Consider the following 15,570-nt stretch of genomic DNA (forward strand, 5'->3'; position numbering starts at 1 on the left):
TTAAAGCTATTTTACGAGGGAGTGCTAAGAAATAAGATTGGCATTTAGCTCGCGAATGCGCTCATCGACATAGTAGCCCCCGCACTCTGTATATCGAAGGTACTTGCACCCACAATGCTTGCATTCATAAACATCAGACTTGTTGTATGGGTGATAGGAGATTGAGATAGGAGCATCTTGAGACCACATATTGGTTCCCATCGGGTGATCCTCCTCCCAACATTCCGGGGCATCTTCTACCCTAAGGGTGCCAATGCACTCTAGAGAATCTGTCATGAAGCCACCAGGGACACTTTCCCAGCCGCCACACTTCAGTGACTGGCAGTCAGGGCATTTATCTTTTGAATCAAAAGACTTCGTAATTAATAGTAAGTCGTCTCTATTGAGGCTTTTGGTCATTTCAATGGGTTTTTGTATAAAAATGCGCTGAGTAAGGTATATTTTTACTAAAGAATAGATCTTAGCCTATGCCTTATTCGGATAGGTGAATAAAGAGAGAATATAAATAATGAAGAGACAGCTATTTTTAGTAATGGGACTTTGCTTATTGCTATCGATGCAGAATGCAAAATCCCAGAGTGCCTACCCTTGCCCAACAGTTAAATTTGTTTCGCCTTACCCACCAGGGGGTACAACGGACATCTTGGCAAGAATGTTGGTCCCAGGATTGATTAAGCAACTTGGTACAAACGTGATTGTCGAAAACAAAGGTGGAGCTAGTAGCAATATTGGGACTGAGTATGTTGCAAATTCAGCTTCAGATGGTTGCACCTTATTGCTCGGTAATAACACTGGTGTCGTGATTAATCAAAACTTATATAAATTAAAGATCAATCCTTCAAAAGACTTGGCAGCTGTAGCTGAAGTTGCCTCAGTTCCATTAGTGCTTTATGTCAACTCTGCGGTACCAGCAAATACTGTGGGCGAACTGATTGAGTTGATTAAAAATAATCCAGGCAAATATAGCTATGCATCAGGTGGTAGTGGGAGCCCGCAACATCTCATGGGTGAAATGCTGAAGGTGGAAAAGCAGCTTGATCTCACCCATATTCCCTATAGAGGCCAGGGGCCAGCAATGGCAGATGTGCTCGCTGGCCAGGTGCCAATAGCATTTGAGACGACAACTGCAATTGCTGCACAAATATCCTCAGGCCGCATTCGGGTATTGGCAACAACGGGAGCAGTAAGGCCAAAAAACTTTCCTAACGTACCAACTATGAAAGAGCTTGGCTTTAGCGGTTTTGTGATTGAAAACTGGTATGGCGTTTTTGTGGCAGCCAAAACCCCCTCAGTTTTAATTGCGAGACTAAATAAAGCGATCAATGTGGTGATGAAAGAGCCTGAGGTAGCAACAAGTCTTAATAAGATGGGGTCAAGTGATGTTGCTGGTACGCCAGAGCAATTTACACAATTTATTAATAAAGAGATTCCTTACTGGGAATCCTTGGTTAAGCGCACGGGCGCAACAGTAGATTAAAAAATTTAACAGGAATGTATATGAATAATGGTTATGAAATCAACCCAAGAAAAGAAGCCTTTAAAGAGGGTATTGCAGCTTTAACTGGGCTAGCCACTTCAGTAGTGAGTGATGTGCTTGGGCGAACCATAGGCGCAGTGGGTATCTTGCCGGTAAATAAGTCACCAGTAGCTGTCTGTGGCAACGCAGTTACTGTTAGTGTTCGATCTGGCGATAACCTAATGCTCCATAAAGCACTGCAAATTCTGAAGCCGGGCGATGTATTGGTAGTAGACGGAGGTGGCGATATTTCACGGGCTCTGTTTGGCGAAATCATGATGACGGTTGCTAAATCCAGGGGGGCAATTGGCGCCGTATTGGATGCAGCAATACGAGATCTTGAGGCTTTTGAAAAACATCGCTTCCCATGCTGGGCTCGCGGTGTCAATATGCGCGGCCCCTTCAAGGATGGCCCGGGTAGCATTAATGTACCAGTCACAATCGGTGGGATGGTGATACACCCTGGCGATGTAATTTTGGGTGACTGTGATGGCATCATTGCGTTGTCTCCTGCTATAGCGCTGGAAGGTGCGCGACTAGGTAAGGAAAAAGAAGGTGTTGAGCGCAAAACAATCCAGTCTATTCATGATGGCAAATACGATGATGCATGGATAGATATAGCACTAAAGCAAAAGGGCGTCTTATGAAGTTTAGGGTAGCTCTTACGCTCTTGCTAGGCGCCTTAGCTTTAAATTCATTTGCTGCCTATCCTGATAAATCGATTAAGTTCTTGGTTCCCTGGCCTCCAGGTGGAGCAACGGATCAGGTTGCTCGTCTCTTGGTTCAGCCTCTAACAAAAGAGTTAGGTGTTTCGGTATTTGTCGAGAATAAAGGCGGCGCTGGAGGCAATATAGGCACCCAAGCATTTTTGCAAGATAAGCCAGATGGCTATTCAATTTTGATGGCAACCAGCTCTACGAATGCAGCGGGACCACACCTGTTTGCAAATCAGGGGTTCGATGCCTCTAAAGATTTCACGCCAGTAGTTTTGGTATGCACCATTCCAAATATCATGGTTGTTCCGGCTTCTTCGCCTTGGAATAGCCTAAAAGATTTAACGACTGATGCAAAACAAAACCCAGGCAAGTTCACTTATGGGTCTGCAGGCATTGGCGCCTCACAACATCTAGCGGGTGCCCAATTTAAAACGGTGACGGGTTTGGATATTCGTCATGTGCCATACAAGGGTAGCGGTCCTGCGGCAGTCGATCTGATGGCAGGCCATATCGACATGATGCTCGACACAGGTTCCATGGCAAATATCAAAGGCGGCAAACTAAAGGCTTTGGGTGTTGCTTCTGAGAAGCGTATTCCTGAGCTACCTAATGTGCCAACAATGAAAGAGGCTGGTGTACCGATGGTTGCTAATGCTTGGTATGGAGTGATGTTGCCAGCTGGTGCACCAAAGGATATTGCGGAAAAACTCAATGCGGCATTTAATAAGGTTTTGAAAGATCCTGAAGTTAGAAAGAGTCTTCAGGGTATCGGCGCTCAAGTCGATGGAGGGTCGGTCGCTGAATTTACAAAGTTCTCGCAGTCTGAAATTAAGCGCTATGAAGGCATTGTGAAAATGTCAGGGGCACCTAAAGAGTAATTTTGATGCATAAAATCATCTTTAGTTTTCTGGTTACCCTTAACTTGCTATTCTCCAGCAATGTTTTGGCGCAGGACTATCCAAATAAACCGATTAAATTTTTAGTGGGCTACGCCCCTGGCGGTGCTGTCGATTTAGTGGCTAGGACTTTGGGGCAAAGCTTGTCGGCTTCAGTGGGGCAGCCGGTACTGATTGAAAACAAACCAGGAGCGGGGACAAATATTGCGGTTAAGCAATTGATCGATAGTCCTCCCGATGGTTATACCTTGATGGTTGCTGCGAATGCTTTAGCGGCCAATATGTCTTTGTACAAACCGCAACCTTTTGATATTGATAAAGACATCACGCCAATCGCGCTAATTGGGCGGGTGCCAGTAGTGATTGCCACTTCTGCTGATAGTAAGTATCAAAAATTATCAGATTTGATTAAAGCAGCAAAAGCCAATCCTGACTTCATTACTTATGGAACGCCGGGAAATGGTGCTACGCCACACATGGCAATGAAATTTTTTGAGCAAGTAGCGGGAATTTCTTTAAAGCATGTGCCCTATAAGGGTGGTACCCCAGCAATTACAGATCTGATTGGGGGTCAGTTAGATTTGGTTGCCGTGAACATGTTAGAAGTGGCTCCCCACGTCAAAAGTGGCAAGTTAAAAATTGTTGCCGTTATGAGTTCTAAGCGCTCACCATTATTTCCGGATGTGCCTACGGTAGCGGAGTCAGGTTTTCCGGGTTTTGAAGCTTCTGTTTGGTATAGCTTAATTGCACCTGCTAAGACTCCTCCATCCATTGTGAAGATGCTTCATGCCCAGGTTGAGAAAGCATTGCAATCCAAAGAGATGATGGAGCGATTGGGTTCAGTAGGGGGTGAAGTTAGCCCAGGAACGACTGCACAATTTACGGCGTATTTGAATTCAGAGCGTAAGCGGTACGAGAAATTAGTACGTGAAGCTAATATTCAACCGGATTAACTTAAGGCTGTTCAATGGAATTAAAGGGAAATACTAGATGATTATTGATTGTCATGGCCACTACACTACAGCGCCAAAAGCCTTAAAAGCTTGGCGCGATGACCAGGTGGCTAACTTAAATACGCCTGAGTTGGGTCCTAAAGTATCGGATTTAAAAATAAGCGATGATGAAATTCGTGAATCAATTGAATTAAATCAGCTGGCTAGAATGAAAGAGCGGGGCATTGATGTCACGATCTTTTCGCCCCAAGCAAGCTTTATGACCCATCATATTGGTGACTTTAATACCTCGGCAACTTGGGCGGCTCTTTGCAATGAACTGGTCTATCGAGTAACGCAATTATTTCCCCAAAACTTTGTTGGTGCGGCAATGCTCCCTCAGTCACCAGGCGTTGATATCAGCACTTGCCTTCCTGAGATGCGTAAATGCATTAATGAGTATGGCTTTGTGGGGATTAATCTCAATCCCGATCCCTCTGGCGGACATTGGCGAGACCCGCCACTAAGCCACGAATACTGGCATCCGATCTACAAAGAAATGATCGCCTTGGATGTGCCTGCGATGATCCATGTGAGCACAAGCTGTAACGATTGTTTTCATACCACTGGTGCACATTATTTAAATGCTGATACGACAGCTTTTATGCAATGCTTAACCTCTGATTTGTTTGAGCAGTTTCCAGCCTTGCGATTCTTAATTCCACATGGGGGTGGGGCGGTGCCTTATCACTGGGGTCGATTCAGGGGTCTGGCAAAGGATATGGACATCCCAGACATTCACCAGAAGCTTCTTAATAATATTTATTTTGATACTTGTGTCTATCACCAGCCGGGTATCAACCTGCTGACAGAAGTTATTCCAGTTAAAAACATTCTATTTGCATCTGAAACCTTTGGGGCTGTCAAGGATATTGATCCCGACACCGGCTTCTTTTTTGATGATACCCGTCGTTATCTGAATGCTGTTGATAAATTAAGCGATAAAGAAAAACAAATGATTTTTGAAGGCAACGCTCGCAAGATATTTTCTAAAATTAACAACAGAATTCCAAATTGATTGAGGGCATGATGACATCTGAAGAGTTTGATCAACTTTATAGGCGGCGTTTAGAAAAACTAGCGACCTCCAATTTAAGTGATGCATTGGATAAGCTTGGAATCGCTGCTGCTGTGATTGGCATTGTTCCTCAATGGGGTAAAACTAAAGTAATTGGTAGAGCAATTACGATACGCATGATTGCCGCTGGTGCAGCGCAAAGCAATGCACATCTTGGGGTCGATGCCATATTTTCCGCGTCGCCTGGGGATGTCATTGTGATTGATAACCGTGGAGATCTGAACAATAACTGCTGGGGTGAAATTCTTTCAATGGGAGCTTTGAAAAACAAGATCTCTGGCGTGATAGTGGATGGTGCGGTTCGTGATGTAGATACCTGCGAAGAGTTTGGCTTTCCAGTTCACGCAAGGGGTACAGTCCCAATTACTGCTCGAGGTCGAATTGTTCAGGAGGCTTGGAACATTCCTATTAGAGTTGGGAATATACCGGTGCTACCTGGAGATGTCATTGTTGCTGATGTCAATGGTGTGGTAGCAATACCGGCGGGCAAGCTTTGTAATGTTTTGGATGAGGCAGAGGCAATTGCTGCAAAAGAGCTAGCAATGGTAGAGGCCTTAAGAGCAGGTCAATCCATTATTGAAGTCGATAAGCAGTTTAACTATGAGCAGATGCTAAAGAGCTAGGAGTTAGGAACCAGATATGAATACAACGTACATTCACAGAAGATTTTTGAAGATTCTTGGCCTAATCTGCTTTGGATTAGCTACTCCATTGGCTTATGCCCAGTATCCATGCCCTGTTATCAAAATCGTCTCTCCATATCCTCCGGGAGGGGCGAGTGATGTGCTTGCGAGAATGCTGGTCCCCGGACTCTCTAAGCAGCTGAATGTCAGTGTGATCGTTGAAAATAAAACAGGAGCTAGCGGCAACATTGGTACTGAATTTGTTAGCAGTGCTGCTGGTGATGGTTGCACTTTATTGCTTGGTAATAGCACCGGCATCGTTATTAATCGAAATCTGTACAAGCTTCGTAATGACCCAATTACTAATTTAAGGCCTGTAGCAGAGGTCGCTGCGGTACCGATGGTGCTCTATGTCAATTCATCAGTTCCTGCCAACTCTGTTGCAGAGTTGATTGCTTTAATTAAAAAGGAGCCTGGTAAATATAGTTTTGCTTCCCCTGGTAGCGGCAGCACTCATCATCTTTTAGGGGAACTTCTTAAGTTAGAACAAAAGCTTGATATGACTCACATACCGTACAGAGGATCTGGTCCGGCCATTGCTGATGTTCTGGCTGGACAAGTGCCTATGGCATTTGAATCCACTGGCGCAATGGTTCCTCATCTCAATAGTGGTAAGGTCAGGGCACTGGCCACAACCGGGGCAGTCAGGGCAAAAAATTTGCCAGATGTTCCTACAATGAAAGAGCTTGGCTACCCCAAATTTGTTGTAGAAAATTGGTATGGAATTTTTGCTCCAGCCAAAACACCAACAGCACTAGTTAACCAGTTAAATAAAGAGATCAACAAAACTTTATCGTCAGGCGATGTGGCCGAGAGCTTGTCTAAGATGGGATCGTTAAACGGCGAGCAAACGCCTGAGCAATTTGCTGCGTTCATTAAAAAGGAGATTCCTTACTGGGAGCTTCTGGTGAAACAATCTGGCGCCACTGCTGAATAAACTCAGATCTAGAATAGACTGACAGGAATAAAAAAGCCCCGATTTGTCGGGGCTTTTCGTTGACAGGTTTTCTGCAGTATTTATTTCTTATTTCTTCTTTTTTGCTTTGCTCGCTGTTTCGGCAGTCTTCAATACTGTTTCAGTGGCGCCACTCAGGTTGGTTTGCGCAACTTCTACTGCATGCTTTACTGCCTTTTGGCTGGTTTCAAATACATTGTTCGCAGAAGCAATTGCTTGCTTCATAGCTTGTACAGCAGCATCAGATCCAGCCGGAGCATTTTTTGTCCACTCCTCAACTAAAGAGTTGATTTTCTTTTGACCGTCTTGAAATTCTTTTTCAGCTGACTCGGTGAAGCTATTTTGTGTTTCATGCGCCAAATCGTAAAGATGACGGCTATAGGCCATAATTTTTTCTGCCATTGGCTGCACTGCTTCCGCCTGATGGGCGAGTAGTTGTTGAATGTCTTTTACTTCTAAGGCTTTCTTGGCGCTATTCATGCTATCGCTCAAGCTTTGCTTGGCAATCTGCATATTGAGCTCTACTAATTTTTCAATGCTTTGCAATGCTTGATTGGTTAATCCACTCAAGGTCTCTAAGTTTGCTTTTTGTGCTGCTGCAATTTGTTCTGGAGTTAAATTCATGTCCATCTCTTTTTTCTTTGACTAGTTTCTTTATTCTGATTGAAGGCTTTTGCTTAATGTACTCTCTTTGCACTATTGTATTGCATATATGTTGCGTTGCAGCATTCTATCCCTTGGATGCATCTGAGAAGTCTATTTGCGAAAAGAGCCTAAAATCGGGGGCGCAGTAAGAAATCTCAATATTTTCAGTAAGTTACCCATGAAGCTCTCGCTCGATAACGCCATTGCACCGATATTTGTACTCATTTGGAGTACAGGCTTTGTGATTGCGCGTTTAGCGATGCCATATGTTGAGCCTGCTACCTTTCTATTTTGGCGATTTGCAGGCGTTTTAGCTGCAATGGCAGCCCTGAGTCTGGTGTGGAGAATCACCTGGCCCAGTTGGTCACAAATCAAGCATATCGCCGTTGCTGGCATCTTGCTTCAGTTTGGCTATTTGCTGGGAGTTTGGTTTGCAGTTAGATTGGGGATGACAGCAGGGCTGGTAGCCATCATTGTTGGACTACAACCAATTGTCACGGCATGGTTTGCTGCTTGGATTTCAGAAAAGGTAACACCGCGTCAGTGGATAGGTCTGGGCTTTGGATTTGCAGGCGTTGCCTTGGTGGTGGCCGAGAAGATTGGTTTTGTACACATCCCTTTAGTGAGCTACGTATTGGCATTTATTGCGCTTCTATCTATTACGTTTGGAACGCTCTACCAAAAGAAATTCTGCCCTGTGTTTGATCTGCGTGCTGGATCCTCTATTCAGTTTGGTGTGTCGGCAGTGCTGTGCTTTATTTGTATGTATTTATTTGAGTCAGGAGAGATGGTCTGGAATCTTCCTGTCACCGGCGCCTTGCTTTGGGCCATCTTCCCTTTATCCATTGGATCGATTAGCTTGCTATTTATGATGATTCGAAAGGGAGCTGCCACTAAAGTGACTAGCTTTCTCTATTTAGTACCCCCGACAACTGCTGCAATGGCTTGGATGTTGTTTGATGAGCCGTTCACATTACTAATGGCGGTAGGCTTGTGCTTGACGATGACTGGTGTGGTGCTGGTAAATGCCCGCCAGACCAATACAGTAGCGACGATTGCCGAGTAGGGCATTTCTTTAGTGGGATGAATTACCTAGATTGGGGCTAATAAAACCGCCTTACCTTGGGAAATTAATTATCATTCCGTATGTTGAAAGTTTTGGAAGGTATTTTGGGATGCGTTTGAATCGATTTTGGGCTGCCGCCTTGGGGACACTTTTTGCTGTTGGCACCTTAGTAAGCGTACCCGCCATTGCTGCTAATAGCAAAGATAAGCAGACGAGCAAAACTACCAATAAAGTCGTTGTTAAGACAACTGCTAAGACTGCGAAGAAGCCTAAAACAGTTCGTGTAACAGTAACGCGTTCAGCTGAACCCATCATTCCGGCAAGACCATCTCTTGCAACTGCATTAGGTCTACGTGGCCAACACGATGAACTTAGTCTGAAATCAAGCGTAGCAATGGTGGTAAACCAAGACACTAAAGAAGTGTATTTTGAAAAAAATCCTTCAGTGAGCTTACCGATTGCCTCCATTACTAAATTAATGACAGCGATGGTGGTGTTGGATTCCAAATTACCTCTAGATGAAACACTCATTATTAATGCGGATGATGTGCATATTTATCGCACCTCACGCTTAGCTGGTGGTACCGTTTTAACTCGTGAAGAAGCTTTGTTGTTAGCTTTGATGTCCTCTGAGAACCGTGCGGCATATACCTTAGGCAGAAATTATCCAGGTGGCATTCCGGCATTTGTGGATGCAATGAACCGCAAAGCAAAAGAGTTGGGCATGGATCACTCCCATTTTGCAGATCCAACTGGACTCTTAAGTGAGAATGTTGCTTCAGCGGAAGATCTCACGCGCATGCTGAGCGCTGCATACCAGTACAAAACCATTCGTGAGTTCTCTACTTGGCCTGACTTAACGATGGTGATTGCAAAACGCCCACAGAAATTTTTGAACACCAATCGCTTAGTGCGCTCTGGTGATATGAATATCGGCCTTCAAAAAACGGGCTTTATTAATGCAGCTGGCAAATGCTTGGTAATGCAGGCTAGAGTAAATAACACGCCACTTTTATTGGTCTTCTTGGATTCCGTAGGAACACAATCGCGTTTTGCTGATGCTGTGCGTGTGCGTGATTGGTATGAGCGTATGCCTTCTGGTGGAGCTCACCCAATACGTCGCCTGATGTAACTGATTGAGTTATTGGCTTGCTGAGCCTGGCTCAGTAGACTTGGGTTTAAAACCCATCCCTTTGGATATCTGTAGGGCGGTTTCTTGTAAGGCGCGTAGCCAATCTGCCTGAATACGATCGGTTGGGGCACTCAAAGATAAGCCAGCAACCAGCTTTCCGGTGTCATCCAAAATAGCGGCAGCCAAGCAGCTTACACCCAGCTCTAATTCTTCATCATCACGAGCGCTGCCGACTTTGCGAACGTGATTGAGCTCAGTTTCGAGTTTGCCTAGTTCGGTAATGCTATTACGTGTGTGACCGGATAAACCAGTGCGAGTGACATAGGCGCGCACTTGACCTGGATCATCGCTAGCTAAAAAGAGTTTGCCAACAGATGTGAGATGCAATGGGGCACGGCCACCAATTGCACGTACTACTTGCATGCCTGAGCGTTCGCTATAGGCACGGTCAACGTAAACGATCTCATCACCTTGGCGCACAGATAGGTTCACAGTTTCACCGGTGAGCTTATGAAGGGTGCGCATTGGTAGTTGAGCAGCCTCACGAACCGAGAGACGTGCTTTGACTAGGTTACCAAGTTCTAAAAGCTTTAGACCTAGACGATAAGTTCCACCATCGCCACGCTCAACCAGGCGGCAGGCAACCATGTCGTTCAGAATTCGATGGGCGGTGGAAGGGTGTAAACCGGTGATCTCAGCCAGATTCTTCAGACTGCTAGAGTCCTCTTGATCGGCAAGCGCGTCCAGCAGATTCATCATACGCTCCACTACCTGAATGGCAGTTTTGCCAACTTCGCCAGTAGATCTAGGAGTTTTGACGGTTTTGCTGGTGTTCATAGCCCTTATTGTAGCGATTTCAGATGAAATTGCATAATATGAAATCCCATTTAATGGGGGCTATCCCAGCAATTAAGGGTACTTCTAAGGCTGTCCTAAGGCTGTATTAAGGCTGTCTTAAGGCCTTAGCGCACTCATTCACAAGATCTGGGCCGCGATAGATGAGGCCGCTATAGAGTTGGACCAGGCTGGCACCAGCCATGACCTTCTCACGGGCATCGGCGCCCGATAGGATGCCGCCAACGCCAATGATGGGTAGCGCATTACCTAATCTGGCTTTTAAAGCCTTAATCACTACGTTCGATGCAATGCGTACCGGTGCGCCTGATAGACCGCCAGCTTCAGTAGCAAATTCCATACCCTGAACTGCATCTCTCGAGATGGTTGTATTTGTTGCAATCACCGCATCTATTCCAAACTCCATCAGAAGATCGGCAATCAAGTTGATGTCGCCATGATCTAGGTCTGGTGCAATCTTCAGAAAGAGTGGCTTGCGAACTCCATAGCGATCGCTTAAACGTTTTCTAGCCTCATCCAGACTTCCCAATAATTCGCGAAGCATTTCTTCGCCTTGTAAGGCACGCAGATTTTGAGTGTTTGGAGAGGAGATATTAACGGTGATGTAAGTAGCAATTTCGTAGACTGCTTCCATTGCCAGAACATAATCACGCGATGCTTCTTCAATTGGTGTGCTGGCATTCTTGCCAATATTCATTCCAAGTACACCACCGTTCTGCCAGAACTTCGAGCGACGAACTCTGGCAACGCAGGCATCAACGCCATCATTATTGAAGCCCATGCGATTAATAATGGCCTGAGCTTCAGTTAGGCGAAACATGCGTGGCTTGGGATTTCCCGGTTGTGGTTTTGGGGTAACTGTACCGATTTCCAAGAACCCAAATCCCAGCGCAGCGAGTGCATCAATGTGTTTGCCGTCTTTATCTAATCCTGCAGCCAATCCAACAGGATTCGGAAATTGAATGCCACAGAGTACTTGTGGATCATTAATCGGCTTGCTAACCAGGCGCTCTAATAATCCCCAGCGCTGTAAGCGATCCATATTGCCCAGTGTGAGGTTATGTGCTTTTTCTGGGTCTATACAAAAAAGCCAGGGGCGTAGAAGGGAGTAGCGATCGATCATGGGTAGATATTATGACTCAGACAGCGGCTGCCAATGATCATCAATCAAACCCTCCATCGGCTGAAATTTCACCTTATATGACATCTTGTCGCTTTCCTTGATGTAGTAACCAAGATAAAGGTAAGGCAGGCCTAGTACGCGGGCTTGTTCAAGCTGCCACAAAATGCTGTAGCTGCCATAACTCGCAGATGGGATTGAAGTGTCATAAAAGGTATAAACCGAGGAGATGCCTTGCTCCAATATATCGATCATGCTCACCATACGCAATCGACCAGGATGGGAGTCGTGTGGACCATCGCGAAACTCGACAATGCGTGAGTTCACTCGACTTTGTAATAAAAACTGCATGTATTGATCTTGATCATCGCTATCCATATCGCCACCAGCATGCCGTTGAGTTTGATAGCTTTGATAGAGTTGGTAGTGCTCTTCTTGATAGCCTAGATTGAGAACAGAGGCTTCAAGGCCGGCATGTTTTTTCTGGGTGCGACGTTGACTACGAGAGGGCTCAAACTGATTTACCAGGAGACGTGTGGCAATACAGGCTTTACATTCATCACAGTAGGGTCGATAGGTATACAAACCACTGCGTCGAAATCCAGCATTGAGTAAATCATTGTAGACATCTGCATGAATGAGATGGGATGGCGTGGCTACCTGCGAGCGAGCGGTCTTATTTGGAAGATAACTACAAGCATATGGCGCAGTTGCGTAGAACTGCAGTGTGGTTAGAGGGAGTTCTTTAAGCTGGGTCATAGCCAGTGAAGCAAGATGGTTTTATTAAAAGTCCAGGATTGTTCAATATTAGTTTGATTTATGGATATTTGCAGTTGTTCTAAAAAAGCCTGCCTAGGGATTGGGGCTGCGCCCAACGAGAGGAGGTGGGCTGTTTCTTGCTGGCAGTCGATCATCCGAATATCAAGACTCAGACACCAAGCGCTGAGGGCGGCTAATGCTATTTTGGAGGCATTAGTCTTGTGGCTAAACATGGATTCACCAAAGACCATTCCTCCAAAAGATACGCAATAGAGGCCGCCAGTGAGTTGACCATCTTCTATTACAGCAATGCTATGAGCATTTCCTTGTTCATGAAGCGCAGTGTAGGCATCAATAATTTCGTGCGTAATCCAGGTGCCGTCTTGATCTTTGCGGGAGCTAGTAGCGCATGAGCGTATGACTGCGCCAAAGTCATCGTCTACCACTATCTGAGATTGGGAATCTTGACAAAAGGAGCGAATGATTTTCCGTAAAGAGTCGCTGCATTTAAATTCTTGAGGCTTTAACACCATTCTAGGATCTGGCGACCACCAGAGGATAGGTTGATTATCTGAGTACCAAGGAAAAATACCCTGCTGATAAGCGCGAGCAAGTTGCCCTGGATAAATATGTTCACTGACTGCAATTAAGCCAGGTACGCTAGGGTCAGGATCTGCCTCTAAGAGGGGGTTTGGAAAAGGATCCTGAGGTCCCAGCCAAGCAATCTGACTCATGCCGACTTAAATTCGTTCAGATGGCAAAATATCGCGACTGCGAACATGAAACTCTTTGCCTGAATCTAAGATGCCGGCAGCGCGATCTGCAAAGAACCATTCAAGTGTTTGCTTAACGGTGGGGAAGGCTAGCTTATCCCAAGGAATTTCATGTTCGTCAAAGAGCGCCACTTCTAAACTCTCTTCGCCAGCACAAAACTCCGGGGTTGGCATTTTAGCTAGATAGAACAAGTGAACCTGTTCTGCATGGGGCACATTGAGTAATGAGTAGAGTGGACCAATTTCCACGACTGCCCCGGCTTCTTCAAGGGTCTCGCGTGCAGCGCCGTGACTAGTGCTCTCACCCAACTCCATAAATCCAGCAGGCAAGGTCCAAAAGCCATGACGTGGTTCAATCGCTCGGCGACATAAAAGAATCTGTTTGCCATATACCGGAATGCTGCCGACTACATTACGAGGATTTTGATAATGAATGCTGCCGCAGGCTTCGCATACATGACGCTCGCGCGAATCATCCGCCGGAATTTTGATCGTTAATACAGAGGCGCAGTTGGAGCAATACTTCATACTGACTTTCTAAAAGTGGGCTTTAATGGCGCCACGCAGGGCATTGCTAAGAATAATCTCTTCTGCCATTGAAACATCTTTAATAGTCAGGTTGGCTTCACGGGCATTCAGAGAGGGGTCGGCAAGCAATGCTGCGCGCATCACCCCAGGCAGAAGGCCTGCTGAAACTGGCGGCGTGAGCCATTCAGAACTACCTGAATGTTTGATAAAAATGCTAGTCCTGCCACCTTCAGTAACAAGACCTTGTTCATTCACAAACAGGGCATCAAATCCACCTAGCTTCACGGCCTCTTGCCATGCGAGATCATAAAGAGTGCGATTGCTAATTTTGTGATGCAACAAAGCATCCCCAGAAAACATCGTTACATTCCCCGGAAGAATATCTTTCGCCCAGAAAATTTTGACAGGTTCTTTTGCTTGGTGAATAACAGCACTTGCAACGGAAAGCTCGCCATCAGGCGCCAGATCAAGTCTTAGTCGATATGACTGGTTTTTATCAAGTGATGTACAGGTGCTCGTAATCAAATTCTTTGCACTCTCTAAATTGAAAGCAATTCTCAGAGAGTGGGCGGAGTTTTGCATTCTCTGCAGATGCTCCTCAAGTCGCATTGCCTCACCCTGAGAGATCGCAATGGTTTCAAACAAGCCTGTAGTGCTCGGAAGATCCATCAGGAATGCAGCTTTAATGCGGCACTCTTGCCATTCCAGATCGGCAATGGAGTCGTTCGTAATGCCAGCACCAATGCCAAGTGTGAAATGAGATGCATGAGACTCTTCATCCTGATAAATCTCTACTGTCCGAATAGGAACGCTAAAGGCAAAATTGCCATTTGGGTCAAGCCAACCCAAGGCGCCACAGTAATAGCCACGATCTTCAGGCTCTAACTCTTGAATAATTTCCATGCTGCGTTTTTTGGGCGCACCTGTCACAGATCCACATGGAAACACCGCTTTAAAAATATCGAATAAGGAGGTTTCAGGTTTGATCTGACCCTGCACAGTGGAAGTCATTTGCAAAACATCGCCATGCCTTGCCACTTCAAATAAATTGGGTACAGTGACTGTGCCTGGCAAAGAGATGCGACTCAGATCATTGCGTAGGAGATCCACAATCATGACATTTTCTGCTTGATTCTTTGGGTCATCGGATAGGGCGCTTGCCACCGAAGATAAAGCACTGGCAGTGCCTTTCATTGGCATGGCTTTTAAGGTATCACCGTCCCTTGCAATAAACAGTTCTGGTGATTGGGATAGAAGAAAGCTTCCATCATGCTCTATAAACGCACCAAATCGTCCAGGCTGTCGATCTCTTAAACGGCTATACAGTGCAAGTGGAGCGCCGTAGGTTTTGCCTTTGATGCGATAGGTGTGATTGATCTGGTAGGTATCACCATTGCGAATGTACTCCTGTATCGCTGCAATATCACTAGAGAATTGCGCTTCATTCAGGGATTCCTGAATACCCATCACCCCAGCATTTCTCTGAGATTGATCAAGAGAAGCTAGCTTTTGTTTAATGCAGAGGTCTACATCTTGCTTTGATAATTTTTTGAAGTCTGCAAAAGACCAGGCCTCGATCAGCGGGTGGTGATTATCTGGCTGGTTGGCTCGTTGAGGTAGCTTATGAATTTGCCTACCTAATTCATAAGCAAAAGCAGCAACAACAAATTCACCCCTAGCCAATGCGGCTGATATTTCCTCTAAGCTAGTTTGGACTGCTGCTAAATCTTCATCTAGATTGTTGCTGGGAAGTACGCGCCAGCTATGAAGGGCCTTCTCATAAAGGCGGCTGGTAGGTGAGGCCGCGGTGCTTTGCGCATCATCGAGCAAAATCATCGCGGCTGACCTAGAGCGCT

Annotated in this window: 17 protein-coding genes; 9 read left to right on the forward strand and 8 right to left on the reverse strand. The window is 45.7% G+C overall.

Annotation, left to right across the window (positions count from 1 at the left end; genetic code table 11):
- Positions 1–24: 24 nt before the first annotated feature.
- The gene (locus ICN20_RS08010) at positions 25–399 is read right to left on the reverse strand and encodes a hypothetical protein (RefSeq protein WP_216239387.1); all 375 of its coding nucleotides are present in this window, start codon (positions 397–399) and stop codon (positions 25–27) included.
- A 109-nt stretch (positions 400–508) separates the two neighbouring features.
- Here ICN20_RS08010 and ICN20_RS08015 point away from each other — a divergent pair, with 109 nt between their 5' ends.
- Genes ICN20_RS08015 through ICN20_RS08045 form a run of 7 tightly spaced genes read left to right on the forward strand, consistent with a single transcriptional unit; the run spans position 509 to position 6,818 of the window.
- The gene (locus tag ICN20_RS08015) at positions 509–1,477 is read left to right on the forward strand and encodes a tripartite tricarboxylate transporter substrate binding protein (protein WP_216239390.1); all 969 of its coding nucleotides are present in this window, start codon (positions 509–511) and stop codon (positions 1,475–1,477) included.
- Between the two features lie 20 nt (positions 1,478–1,497).
- On the forward strand, positions 1,498–2,163 hold the full coding sequence (locus tag ICN20_RS08020; protein WP_255534693.1) for an RraA family protein: 666 nt from the start codon (positions 1,498–1,500) through the stop codon (positions 2,161–2,163).
- Complete coding sequence (locus tag ICN20_RS08025) at positions 2,160–3,110, forward strand: tripartite tricarboxylate transporter substrate binding protein (protein ID WP_216239395.1); 951 nt, start codon at positions 2,160–2,162, stop codon at positions 3,108–3,110. Before ICN20_RS08020 ends, ICN20_RS08025 begins: the two co-directional genes overlap by 4 nt.
- 5 nt (positions 3,111–3,115) lie before the next feature.
- A complete protein-coding gene (locus tag ICN20_RS08030; protein WP_216239397.1) occupies positions 3,116–4,081 on the forward strand; it encodes a tripartite tricarboxylate transporter substrate binding protein in 966 nt (321 codons plus the stop codon).
- Positions 4,082–4,118: 37 nt separating this feature from the next.
- On the forward strand, positions 4,119–5,138 hold the full coding sequence (locus ICN20_RS08035; RefSeq protein WP_216239398.1) for an amidohydrolase family protein: 1,020 nt from the start codon (positions 4,119–4,121) through the stop codon (positions 5,136–5,138).
- A gap of 8 nt (positions 5,139–5,146) precedes the next feature.
- On the forward strand, positions 5,147–5,821 hold the full coding sequence (locus ICN20_RS08040) for an RraA family protein (protein WP_216239400.1): 675 nt from the start codon (positions 5,147–5,149) through the stop codon (positions 5,819–5,821).
- A gap of 16 nt (positions 5,822–5,837) precedes the next feature.
- Positions 5,838–6,818 carry a tripartite tricarboxylate transporter substrate binding protein gene (locus ICN20_RS08045; protein WP_216239404.1) on the forward strand — a complete coding sequence of 327 codons (981 nt, stop codon included), beginning with the start codon at positions 5,838–5,840 and terminating at the stop codon, positions 6,816–6,818.
- Positions 6,819–6,905: 87 nt separating this feature from the next.
- On the opposite strand, the gene ICN20_RS08050 is transcribed toward ICN20_RS08045, so the two are convergent.
- Entirely contained in the window at positions 6,906–7,466 is a 561-nt protein-coding gene (locus ICN20_RS08050; RefSeq protein ID WP_370624537.1) for a phasin family protein, read from the reverse strand.
- A 193-nt stretch (positions 7,467–7,659) separates the two neighbouring features.
- Here ICN20_RS08050 and ICN20_RS08055 point away from each other — a divergent pair, with 193 nt between their 5' ends.
- Both ICN20_RS08055 and ICN20_RS08060 read left to right on the forward strand, forming a co-directional pair.
- The gene (locus ICN20_RS08055) at positions 7,660–8,547 is read left to right on the forward strand and encodes a DMT family transporter (protein WP_216239413.1); all 888 of its coding nucleotides are present in this window, start codon (positions 7,660–7,662) and stop codon (positions 8,545–8,547) included.
- Between the two features lie 109 nt (positions 8,548–8,656).
- Positions 8,657–9,679, forward strand: coding sequence for a serine hydrolase (locus ICN20_RS08060; protein ID WP_216239415.1), 1,023 nt, complete (start codon positions 8,657–8,659; stop codon positions 9,677–9,679).
- A gap of 9 nt (positions 9,680–9,688) precedes the next feature.
- Here the strand turns inward: ICN20_RS08060 and ICN20_RS08065 are convergent, their stop codons facing one another.
- From ICN20_RS08065 to ICN20_RS08090, 6 genes are all read right to left on the reverse strand, one after another.
- The gene (locus tag ICN20_RS08065) at positions 9,689–10,516 is read right to left on the reverse strand and encodes an IclR family transcriptional regulator (protein ID WP_216239416.1); all 828 of its coding nucleotides are present in this window, start codon (positions 10,514–10,516) and stop codon (positions 9,689–9,691) included.
- A gap of 106 nt (positions 10,517–10,622) precedes the next feature.
- Complete coding sequence (locus ICN20_RS08070; protein WP_216239418.1) at positions 10,623–11,657, reverse strand: quinone-dependent dihydroorotate dehydrogenase; 1,035 nt, start codon at positions 11,655–11,657, stop codon at positions 10,623–10,625.
- Positions 11,658–11,666: 9 nt separating this feature from the next.
- Complete coding sequence (locus ICN20_RS08075; protein WP_216239420.1) at positions 11,667–12,413, reverse strand: arginyltransferase; 747 nt, start codon at positions 12,411–12,413, stop codon at positions 11,667–11,669.
- Positions 12,410–13,147, reverse strand: coding sequence for a leucyl/phenylalanyl-tRNA--protein transferase (aat, locus tag ICN20_RS08080; protein WP_216239424.1), 738 nt, complete (start codon positions 13,145–13,147; stop codon positions 12,410–12,412). Before aat ends, ICN20_RS08075 begins: the two co-directional genes overlap by 4 nt.
- Positions 13,148–13,153: 6 nt before the next feature.
- Positions 13,154–13,714 (reverse strand): NUDIX hydrolase, encoded by a 561-nt coding sequence (locus ICN20_RS08085; RefSeq protein ID WP_216239426.1) that lies wholly within the window; start codon positions 13,712–13,714, stop codon positions 13,154–13,156.
- A 9-nt stretch (positions 13,715–13,723) separates the two neighbouring features.
- Positions 13,724–15,550 (reverse strand): bifunctional chorismate-binding protein/class IV aminotransferase, encoded by a 1,827-nt coding sequence (locus ICN20_RS08090; RefSeq protein ID WP_216239428.1) that lies wholly within the window; start codon positions 15,548–15,550, stop codon positions 13,724–13,726.
- Positions 15,551–15,570: the final 20 nt, after the last annotated feature.

This window comes from Polynucleobacter sp. JS-Polo-80-F4, from assembly GCF_018881965.1.
Taxonomy (GTDB): domain Bacteria; phylum Pseudomonadota; class Gammaproteobacteria; order Burkholderiales; family Burkholderiaceae; genus Polynucleobacter.

Coding starts and splice junctions, on each gene's coding strand:
- ICN20_RS08065 (WP_216239416.1), bottom strand. CDS start 10,516: ATGAACACCAGCAAAACCGTCAAAACTCCTAGATCTACTGGCGAAGTT.
- aat (WP_216239424.1), bottom strand. CDS start 13,147: ATGAGTCAGATTGCTTGGCTGGGACCTCAGGATCCTTTTCCAAACCCC.
- ICN20_RS08035 (WP_216239398.1), top strand. CDS start 4,119: ATGATTATTGATTGTCATGGCCACTACACTACAGCGCCAAAAGCCTTA.
- ICN20_RS08085 (WP_216239426.1), bottom strand. CDS start 13,714: ATGAAGTATTGCTCCAACTGCGCCTCTGTATTAACGATCAAAATTCCG.
- ICN20_RS08060 (WP_216239415.1), top strand. CDS start 8,657: ATGCGTTTGAATCGATTTTGGGCTGCCGCCTTGGGGACACTTTTTGCT.
- ICN20_RS08070 (WP_216239418.1), bottom strand. CDS start 11,657: ATGATCGATCGCTACTCCCTTCTACGCCCCTGGCTTTTTTGTATAGAC.
- ICN20_RS08020 (WP_255534693.1), top strand. CDS start 1,498: ATGAATAATGGTTATGAAATCAACCCAAGAAAAGAAGCCTTTAAAGAG.
- ICN20_RS08025 (WP_216239395.1), top strand. CDS start 2,160: ATGAAGTTTAGGGTAGCTCTTACGCTCTTGCTAGGCGCCTTAGCTTTA.
- ICN20_RS08075 (WP_216239420.1), bottom strand. CDS start 12,413: ATGACCCAGCTTAAAGAACTCCCTCTAACCACACTGCAGTTCTACGCA.
- ICN20_RS08030 (WP_216239397.1), top strand. CDS start 3,116: ATGCATAAAATCATCTTTAGTTTTCTGGTTACCCTTAACTTGCTATTC.
- ICN20_RS08015 (WP_216239390.1), top strand. CDS start 509: ATGAAGAGACAGCTATTTTTAGTAATGGGACTTTGCTTATTGCTATCG.
- ICN20_RS08045 (WP_216239404.1), top strand. CDS start 5,838: ATGAATACAACGTACATTCACAGAAGATTTTTGAAGATTCTTGGCCTA.
- ICN20_RS08055 (WP_216239413.1), top strand. CDS start 7,660: ATGAAGCTCTCGCTCGATAACGCCATTGCACCGATATTTGTACTCATT.
- ICN20_RS08090 (WP_216239428.1), bottom strand. CDS start 15,550: ATGATTTTGCTCGATGATGCGCAAAGCACCGCGGCCTCACCTACCAGC.
- ICN20_RS08010 (WP_216239387.1), bottom strand. CDS start 399: ATGACCAAAAGCCTCAATAGAGACGACTTACTATTAATTACGAAGTCT.
- ICN20_RS08050 (WP_370624537.1), bottom strand. CDS start 7,466: ATGGACATGAATTTAACTCCAGAACAAATTGCAGCAGCACAAAAAGCA.
- ICN20_RS08040 (WP_216239400.1), top strand. CDS start 5,147: ATGATGACATCTGAAGAGTTTGATCAACTTTATAGGCGGCGTTTAGAA.